Annotated in this window: 9 protein-coding genes; 7 read left to right on the top strand and 2 right to left on the bottom strand. The window is 22.8% G+C overall.

Annotated features, from left to right (window positions below; all coding sequences use genetic code 4):
- The first annotated feature begins 404 nt into the window (after positions 1-404).
- From F801_RS0103880 to F801_RS0103840, 7 genes are all read left to right on the top strand, one after another.
- Positions 405-2399 (top strand): S8 family serine peptidase, encoded by a 1995-nt coding sequence (locus F801_RS0103880; RefSeq protein WP_020104684.1) that lies wholly within the window; start codon positions 405-407, stop codon positions 2397-2399.
- Between the two features lies 1 nt (position 2400).
- Positions 2401-3333 carry a hypothetical protein gene (locus F801_RS0103875; RefSeq protein WP_014335402.1) on the top strand — a complete coding sequence of 311 codons (933 nt, stop codon included), beginning with the start codon at positions 2401-2403 and terminating at the stop codon, positions 3331-3333.
- A 111-nt stretch (positions 3334-3444) separates the two neighbouring features.
- On the top strand, positions 3445-3915 hold the full coding sequence (locus F801_RS04330; RefSeq protein ID WP_230493939.1) for a hypothetical protein: 471 nt from the start codon (positions 3445-3447) through the stop codon (positions 3913-3915).
- A gap of 597 nt (positions 3916-4512) precedes the next feature.
- Positions 4513-6492, top strand: coding sequence for a S8 family serine peptidase (locus tag F801_RS0103855; protein ID WP_014335403.1), 1980 nt, complete (start codon positions 4513-4515; stop codon positions 6490-6492).
- Position 6493: 1 nt separating this feature from the next.
- Positions 6494-7231, top strand: coding sequence for a hypothetical protein (locus tag F801_RS0103850; RefSeq protein ID WP_014335404.1), 738 nt, complete (start codon positions 6494-6496; stop codon positions 7229-7231).
- Positions 7232-7422: 191 nt separating this feature from the next.
- On the top strand, positions 7423-8214 hold the full coding sequence (locus F801_RS0103845; protein WP_014335405.1) for a hypothetical protein: 792 nt from the start codon (positions 7423-7425) through the stop codon (positions 8212-8214).
- Positions 8187-9044 (top strand): hypothetical protein, encoded by an 858-nt coding sequence (locus tag F801_RS0103840; protein ID WP_020104683.1) that lies wholly within the window; start codon positions 8187-8189, stop codon positions 9042-9044. Before F801_RS0103845 ends, F801_RS0103840 begins: the two co-directional genes overlap by 28 nt.
- Positions 9045-9365: 321 nt before the next feature.
- On the opposite strand, the gene F801_RS0103830 is transcribed toward F801_RS0103840, so the two are convergent.
- Positions 9366-9602, bottom strand: coding sequence for a hypothetical protein (locus tag F801_RS0103830; protein ID WP_014335407.1), 237 nt, complete (start codon positions 9600-9602; stop codon positions 9366-9368).
- Positions 9603-9896: 294 nt separating this feature from the next.
- On the bottom strand, positions 9897-9995 hold a 99-nt coding region (locus F801_RS04325; RefSeq protein ID WP_155225893.1), incomplete at its 5' end, for an IS3 family transposase.

The raw sequence follows: 9995 nt of genomic DNA, 5'->3' as shown, positions 1-9995 counted from the left end.
TTAGCAAAATCAGGCTTTTTAATTTCAATTCCTTTTTTGTATTTTTTTACACATTCTAATTTAAATTCTAATGAATATTTCATAAAAAATCCCCTTTTCTATTTTTCTAAGAAAAGGGGATATGATCAATGTGATTTTTTTTATGAAAAAACTTTACTAATCTAAATTCAAAGAATAATAACACTTAAAAATTATTTATTTTTTTAATTTAATTAAATATTTTAAAAAATAATATAATTAAAACAAGAATTAAAAAAATAACATAAACAAATCTAAAAAAGAAGACAAAATAAGGAAAAAATCCATATACATTTGGTTTAAAATAATTTGAATATTTATTTCAAAATTTAATTTTCTTTATATATTTTGTTTTTTTAATAAAAATTCAAGAATAGGAGGATTATATGAACAAAATTAAAAAATTTTTTAAACTTTCATTTGCGATAGGTACAATAACTTCGTTAGTTTTTTTACCTATTTTTTCATTTAATCAAAATAAAAACTTGATTAATAATGAAAAATTAGCAACAATAAATTTTGCTAGTAAAAAATTTGTAGTTAATGAATGAAACATTCCCACACCCAAATCTATTAATGTAAAAAATTCGTCAAAAGTAGTCTCTGATAATATTGAATTGAAAATCTATTTGGATGTTTTTAAAGAGAAAGGCAATCTAGAAGAAAGAATAGATTCACTTTTAAATAAAATAAAAAATGGCTTCAAAATTAAAAACATAAAATGAAAAATCAAAACCAGTAAATTACTCCCTATTGTTTGGTTTTACTTTAATAATGTAGAAAAATCCAAAGAATTTATTGAATATGTAGAATCACTAGATTTTGTAAAAAGAATTGTTTTTTATAAAAAAGTTCTTTCCAAAAATAATAGTTTACATTCAAAAAACCATCCAAATTCAAAATTTAGTTTATGAGTTAATGATTATAAAAATAATAATTTTTCCGATGTAAATAGTAATTTACTTTTAAAACAAATAAATTTAAATTTCTACAGAAATATAGAACTAAATAATTTGTATCCTAGTTCTAAAGTAGGGGTTTTAGAAGTAGGATTTTCTACTTTATCTAATAAATATAAATTTAAAAATTCATCTCAAATAAAACTATTTGGACCTGAAAATACAAGTGAGCATCATGGAACTGATGTGTCTATAATTGCTTCTGGAAAAAATGGAATAAATCAGAATAGTCAAATTTATTTTTCTAATTTTATTGATAATTCTTCTTGACAAAATGCTATTGAATGATTGGTGTTAGAAAATAACGTAAGAGTAATAAATCACAGTTATGGATCTACCTCTATAAATCCTATAAATTATAATGATGAAAGTTTCTTTATAGATTATATTTCCAGAAAATATGGTGTAGTAAATGTTTTTGCTGCTGGTAATGGTTATGATAATCCAGACAAAGATAGTAAATGAATAGATAAAAAACAATTAGCATATAATGCAATTTCTGTGGGTTCCACAAAATATAGACATAATGTAAATGATGATTTTGAAATTTCATATTTTTCTAATAGAGATTTGGAACCAAATCATTTAGATTTACCTAAACCTTTAGTGGTAGCTCCTGGAGAAATAATTTTACAAAATTCTGAAACTATACTAGGTACTAGTTATGCTGCTCCAGTGGTTACAGGTGCTATATCTAATATTTTTAAAAAATTCAGATATTTAAATAACGATACTTATAGAGTGCCAATTGCAATGTCTATTTTAGCTTCTTCAGCACATTTACCTAAATATAAAATTATAAATAAAAAAAGTAATGGTTTTGATAAAACTTATGGAGCAGGATTGATTGATTTCGAAAAAATGATAGAAGCTGCTGAAAACATTCACACAATGTCAGTTTCTAAAAATGATAATGAAGCAATTATATACACAAGTAAAATTTTAGCTTTAAATCCTGGTCAACAATTAAATATTGCACTTAGTTGAATGTTTAACGCTGGATTACTAAAAGAAAACGAAAATAAACCAGAGTTACAACATCCAAGTTGATGAGAATGACTTTTCCCAACATTAGCACTTGTAAAACAAACTGCACAGGGAATCGATTATGAACTAAAGTTAAAAGAGTGAAAAAATCAACATATAAATGAAAATAGATTACAACTAGAAGAAACAAACAGTAGACAACAACATAATTTATTCTCTGATTATGATTTAGTTTTAGAAAAAATCAACGATAAAGGGGAATGAGAATCAGTATTTTCTTCTCAAAGTATAAGAAGTAATATTGAATTAATTAAATTTAAAACCAGGGACTTCGGATTGTATAGATATGTAGTTAAAAAATATAAAACTACTTTATTTAACAATTCAATAGATGATTCAATTGCCTTAACACACACAATAACAAAGGAAAATTAATATGAAAAATAGAAAAAATATTTCATCTTTTTTAGGAATTTTCGCCTCAATTATTTTAGTTCCTATTACTTCTTTTTTAATGTTGTCATGTGAAGGAAATCAAGCAATTAAAATGAATAACAGAAAATTTTTGAGTAGCCAAAAAATAGGATCATCTGATTTTTTAAATCCTTCAAATAAAATAGACATTGATTCTACTATTACAAGAAAAGACACAAAAATTGATGACAACCTAAATAATCATACATCTGAATCAAATGATGAATTTGATAGCAAGTTAAGAGAAGCAAAAAGAAAAGTTAAAGATGACTTTTTTAATAATGTAATACTCAAAAAAGTGAATGATAATTTTGAAGAATATCAACAAAAATATTTTATGCATACATATTTACTTAATGAGAATACACTTCAATATATTGATGAATTTGACAAAAAGTTTTCAAATGATTTTTTTAGTTATTTAGATGATTCACAACTTTCTGAAAATGAAAAAAAAATTAGAAAAGAAAATAAAGAAAAATTTAGAAATTTTTTTACTTCCAATAAACCTACTAATTATATTCTTAAAACAAAAGAAGAATTTGACAATTTAAATACAAGTATTTTAAAACCTATTTTTCAAGATTATTTAAATAAGTTTTTTTCTAACAAAAACATAGAACAAGTATTAAATGAATATAATTTTTATTATTTTGCTGGTAATAGTGTTATTTATTCAGATTATCTACGAAAACAAGATATAGGTTGATGATATTTTGATTCAATCAAGTCTAAAAAAATATATTTTGTAGTACCGCAACGACCTGATGAAGTTCCAGCAAGACTTTGATATAATGGAGCACAAATTAGTATTATAGCTTTAAAAAAATCTGAAAATGTTTCATTTTTTAAAAGTTCTGATATTGGTAAAGTTATAGAATTAGTTCGAGTGTAATTTTTATTATTAAGATTGAATTTGCTTCAAATTTTAAGAAAGTTTATAAAAACTATAAAGAGAGATTAATTTGAAAAATAAGAAAAAATAAATTTATATTCTATAAAGATTTTGGGCTTAATATTTTCAATCCCATCTATAAGTGCTTTAACAATAGCGTGTGACTTTAATGCTATAAATAAAATTAAATCTAATAAATTTGCTAATAAAGACAAAGTGGACTCTTCTGACATTCTCACTTCTAATCTAGAAAATACATTATCTGAGACTACAAATCTTTCCCGCCCAAAGTCAGATGATTCAACTAATAATAGCACTATAAAACAAGATGATAATATAACAAATATTACAGATTCAGATGAGGAAAATAAAAATCTATTTGAAGGACTAAATTTTGATCAAGTGAATAAATTACTTCAAGAACAAAGAATAATCTCACAAGAGAAAAAAGAATTTTTTGAAAATAAAATTTTAAAAAATATTAATAAAAATTTTAAAGAATATCAGAAAAAGTATTTTATGAATTCATATTGACTTCATAGAGAAATGCTTAAATTTTTAGATAAACAGATCAAGATTTAAAAGATGATATGCGTTGAAGTTCACTATCTGAATCAGAACAAAAAATACAAGATGCAAATATATTAAAGTTTGAGAATTTTTTTAAACATAATAGACAATCTCATTTTATTCTCGAAAACAAAAAAGAATTTGATAATTTAATTTCTGATATTTTAAAACCTATTTTTTAAGATTATTTAAATAATTTCTTTCTAAACACAAATTTTGATCAAGTATTAAAAGAATATAATCTATATTATTTTGTGGGTGAAAAACTTATATATGAATATCATGTTTCAAAAGAAGATTTAGGTTGATGATGATTTGATTCATACCGTCTAAAAAATTATTTTTTGTAAATCCTCAACTACCGGAAATGATGAATATGAGACTTCCATTTACCGGAGTTCAAATCAGTATTGTTGCTTTTAAAAAATCTGAAAAAATTAATTTTTTTTAAAAATGATGAAATTACAAAAGTAATTAAATTGATTTAAAAATTTAAAAAAATAAAACAAAATAGGTAGAAAGATCTATATACCTTTAATTTAAAATAATTTGAATTTTCTTTATATATTTTGTTTTTATTTAATAAAAAATTAATAACAGGAGAAATATATGACCAAAATTAAAAAATTTTTTAAACTTTCATTTGCGATAGGTACAATAACTTCGTTAGTTTTTATACCTATTTTTTCATTTAATCAAAATAAAAACTTAATTAGTAATGAAAAATTAGCAACAATAAATTTTGCAAGTAAAAAATTTGTAGTTAATGATTGGAAAATTCTAAGTTCCAAATCTACTGATGGAAAAAAATTATCAGACAAGGTATCTGATACAATTGAATTAAAACTATATTTAGATGTTTTTAATGAAAAAGGAAATTTAGATGAAAGAATAGATTCTCTTCTAAATAAAATAAAAAGAGGCTTTAAAAACAAAAACATAAATTGAAAAATTCAAACTAGTGCAATGCTACCTATTGTTTGATTTTACTTTAATGATGTAGAAAAATCTAAAGAATTTATCAAATATGTAGATACATTAGATTTTGTAAAAAGAATTGTTTTTTATAAAAAAGTTATTATCAAAAATAATGATGTAGTTTCCCAAAATGAACATAATGGTTATTATATTTCTAGATTTTCAGACATTAATAAAAAACTACTTTTAAAAGAAATAAATTTAAATCCTGAAAAGCAAACAGAATTTTTTAAATATCACAGAAAAGGTTCAAAAATAGGAATTTTAGAAGTAGGTACAACTCAATTACAAAGAAATTATAAATTTGTACATACACCTGAAGTTAAATTATTTACTCCAGAAAATTTAAATGATACACATGGGACTGATGTATCAATGGTTGCAGCAGGTAAAAACGGAATAAATTCAAATGGACAAATTTATTTCACAAGTTTTAGTTCTAATAACTTTAATTGACAAAACGCTCTTGAATGATTGGTTTTAAAAAATAATGTAAAGTTTATTAACCATAGTTATGGACCCACTGCTGATCACTCTCTCCCTTATAATGATGATAGTTTTTTCATAGACTATATTTCAAGAAAATATGGTGTAGTTAATGTTTTCGCTGCTGGAAATGGTCATAACAAACAAAATAAAAAAGGCAAATGAATTGACAGCACTCAATTAGCATATAATGCAATTTCTGTCGGATCAACAAAATATAGAGAAAACTCTTTTTTAAATGACATTGAAATTTCGAACTTTTCTAACAGAGAACTAGAGTCTAACCATTTAAGCTTACCTAAACCTTTAGTTGTTGCACCAGGGGAGATACTCTTAGAGAATAATGGTGAAATCAGAGGTACTAGTTTTGCTGCTCCTGTAGTTACTGGTGCTATTTCATATATTTTTGATAAATTTTCTTGATTAAATAATGATCAATTTAGAGTACCATCTGCAATGTCTATTCTAGCTGCCTCTGCACATTTACCTAAATACAAAAATTTAAATAAAAAGGGAAATGGTTTTGATTCAACTTATGGAGCAGGTTTAATAGATGTTGAAAAAATGCAAGAAGCAGCTTGAAATATTAATACTAAATCTGTTATTAAATCCGATGTGGATGGCGTCATATTCGAAAGCTCACATTTAAATTTACAAGCTGGAGAACAAATAAATATAGCACTTAGTTGAATGTTTAACTCAGGATTGCTAAAAGAAAACGAGAATAAACCAGAATTACAACATCCAAATTGATGAGAATGATTATTTCCAACATGAGCACTTGCAAAACAAACTGCTCAGGGAATTGATTATGAACTAAAACTAAGTGATTGAAAAAGTAAACATATAAACGAAAATAGATTGAAACTTCAAGAAACTAAAAAACGTCAAAATCAAACTTTATTCACTGACTATGATTTAGTATTAGAAAAATTAGATAGTAGAGGATATTGACAAAGTGTAAGTTCATCATTAAGTATCAACAGTAATGTAGAATTAATTAAATTTAAAGTTCAAGATTCTGGAATTTATAGATATATAGTTAAAAAATACAAAAGTTCTTTATTTGAAAATTCAGTAGATGATTCTATTGCAATGACACATACTGTATTTAAGGAAAACTAATATGAATAAAAAGAGGAAAATATCTTTGCAAATTCGCAAAATTTTATCAAGTGTTGTCTTAATTCCAACAATAGGATTGTTTACTTTAGCATGCAAAAATAAAGAGTTTTTAAACCAAGAAAAAGATAATTTTTTTGATAATAATGTAGTAAAAAAAATTAATGATAATTTTGAAGAATATCAAAGAAAATATTTTATGAATTCATATTGACTTCATAGAGAAACGCTGAAATATTTAGATAAAGTTGAGCAACCATTTCCATCCGAATTTTACTCTAAATCAAATTTAAGTGAAAATGAACAAAGAATTCAAAATGAAAATCAACAAAAATTTGATAATTATTTTAAAACAAATAAGGCTACTAATAACACACTAAAAACCAAAGAAGAATTTGAAAATTTAGATTCAAATATTTTAAAACCTATTTTTAAAAATTATTTAAGTAAATTTTTTCCTAATCAAAATATAGAACAAATTTTTGATCAATATAATTTATATTATTTTGTAAAAGAAAGTGAAATATATTCATTTGGTCTTTCAAAAACAGATTTAGGTTGATGATGATTTGATTCATTAAAATTCAATAAGCTATATTTTATAGAGCCTCCACAACGTCCCATAGTTCATACTATGGTTCCATATACAGGCGCACAAATTAATATTGTTGCTTTTAAAAAATCTGAAAATATAGAATTTTTTGAAAGTAGCAACATAGATACCATTATGAAATTGATTTAAATATAATTTCGTATTTTCTAAATTAGCTAGAATTAAAAATTTAAAAAATAAATTTAGTAGTAAGTCAATTTGTTTGAAATATTACAATTCCAGATTTACTAATTTGCTTTAAAAATGAAGGAAAATGCAAATTTAAATATATTTTTTCAATAAATTAAAAAAATTTGTACACTGTAAGAAAGGATTAAAATATGTCTAAAACGAAGAAAATTTTATTACTTTTATCAACAATTATTTCTGTTTCTATATCTGCTGTTTCCATTTATTATTTAAGTTTATATTATAAACTTGATCAACCCAACTATGTTAATCTATCAGATGAAGAAGAAAAACAGTTAATCTATTTAAAAAATTCATTTAATGAATTTATATTTAAAAAAATTCAAAATAATTTTAATAAATATCAAAAAGAATATTTCATGAGTACTTATTGAGTTAATCAAGATACTTTAGAAAGTAGTGACCAACTTGATTCTCACATCCAAAAAACAAAATCCAATACAGATGAAGAAAAAAATAAAATTCAAGAAAACATAGATAAATATTCAGATTTTTTTAACAAAAATAAAGAAATCCCTCGTACATTAACTTTAGAAACAGAGTTTGATAATTTAGATTCGAACATTGTAAAACCTGTATTTGAAAAATATTTAACAAAATTTTTTCCTAATCAAAGTGTAGAGCAAGTACTACAAACGTATAACTTATATTATTTTGTAAAGAATAGCTCTTTCTCGAATTTCACATTAAGCTCTTCTAGAATGGGTTGATGGAATCTAGATTTTCTTAAAGATAAAAAATTATATTTTGTAAATTATTATCCATGACTGCAAGAATCAAGCGATACCAATAATGGTGCAACTATAAGTATAATAGCCTTTAAAAAAGAAGACAATATTGTCTTTAATAATGAAACAGATTGAAAAACTCTTTTACAAGAATGGAAGGGGCTACCTTGAGACAAAAAAACAAATGAAAATTAAAGTTTTCTTGATTTGCTAATGATATTAGCCAAGAAAAAAGAACTAAAATAACAAAACCTATCAAAATCTCACTGTTAGTTTTATGAGCTTATTTGATACTATTTACAATTTCGATGAGTAGTGTAGCTTTATTCTTGTGAAATCGTTTTCCGCAAGAGCAAAAATATAAAATAGATTTAAATTTATTAAAAACCAAAACTTATCAACAATCATTTTTAAAAAATTATTTCAATAATTTCTTTCTTAAAAAAAGCGAAGACAACTTTGCAGAATATCAAAAAAAATATTTTATGAATTCATATTGAATTTTTAAAGACACTTTAAAAAGTAGTGATAAATTAAATTCAAATGTAAAAGAATTTGTTGCTGATTCAACTATAAACAACAATTCAATAAAAGAAAATGGACAAAAATTTGATAATTTTTTTGCTCAGAATAAATTTAAAACTTTTACATTAACAAATGTAAATGAATTTAATAAACTAGATTCTAATGTCTTAAAGCCAGTATTAGAAAAATATATAAATAAATTCTTTGAAAATCAAAGCATTGAAAATATATTGTCAAAATATAATTTATATTTAGCAGTAGAAAAACTTAATTTAAGCTTTTTTAACCTTTATTCTTCTAATATGGGTCAGTGATATTTAGATTTTGAAAAATTTAAAAAACTATATTTTGTAAATAGCAATAGCAATAATTTAATTGCTAGAATCGAAAATAACAAAGGAGCTCAAATCAGTGTTATTGCCATTAAAAAAGAAGAGCAAATTACATTATTTCAAGAAACTGATATAGAAAAAGTAATGAAAGATTTAGGGAAAATATAAAAAAATTATTTAATTTTTAAAAGTATTATTAAGTATTTACAACTGATTAAATACAACTGCAAATCGTAAGTTTTAATAAAAAAAATCCTTCAAAATGAGCATTTCCCCTTTTCTATTTTTCTAAGAAAAGGGGAAATGCTCATTATTATAGATTTTTCTATTTCTGATGCAGAGTTAGAAAACCAATTATTTAAAATAGCATTTTTGACTTATCTAGGATTTAATAATAATGAAGATTAAAAAACCTCTTATTAAAAAATAATAAAAGGTTTTTTAATTAATTCATGAATTTTTATTAATCTTTTTATTTGATGTGTCTTGTTAATGTCTAAGATTTTTTGATTGTGGATTTTCAAATTCTTCTGCAAGATCAGGATGTTCTTTTTTAAGCACTAAAATTTGAAATTTTTTATAACTTGTAGTAGTAATTAGAAATTTAATAATTGATATAACAAGAACTACAAAGCATATAAAAGTAAAAATTACTAATAATAAATATACAATAGCAATTCCACCAATTGCATTTGCATAATGTGGTTGTGCAAAAATTGGTTCCATAATTTTTCTCCTTTTGATTTTTTTAAGTTTTTTCTATTTGGTATAGAAAATACTTCTTAGTAATTATATATATATATATATATATATATATATATTCCAAGTAATTTATAAAATAGTTAATAAATGTAAATTACAAAAAAACAATATACTTTAAAAGAATTATTTAATTTTTATGTAAGTGATTAATTATTTAATAAATTTATTTCAAAAAAAAAAAAAAAAAAGATTTTAAAAAACACAAACAAAAAAAATGAACATATCCCCTTTTCTTGAAAAAATTTTTGAGTGTTTTAATTAATTATAATTTGAAATGAATGTTTCCCAAAATTTAATGGGAGACATTCATTTTATTTTGTCTTTAATTCGTTTGTGATTGTAATAATAAATATAATT

The organism is Mesomycoplasma hyorhinis ATCC 17981 (genome assembly GCF_000383515.1).
Classification (GTDB): Bacteria; Bacillota_I; Bacilli_A; order Mycoplasmatales; family Metamycoplasmataceae; genus Mesomycoplasma; species Mesomycoplasma hyorhinis.
This window is presented reverse-complemented; position numbering and strand designations above follow the sequence as displayed.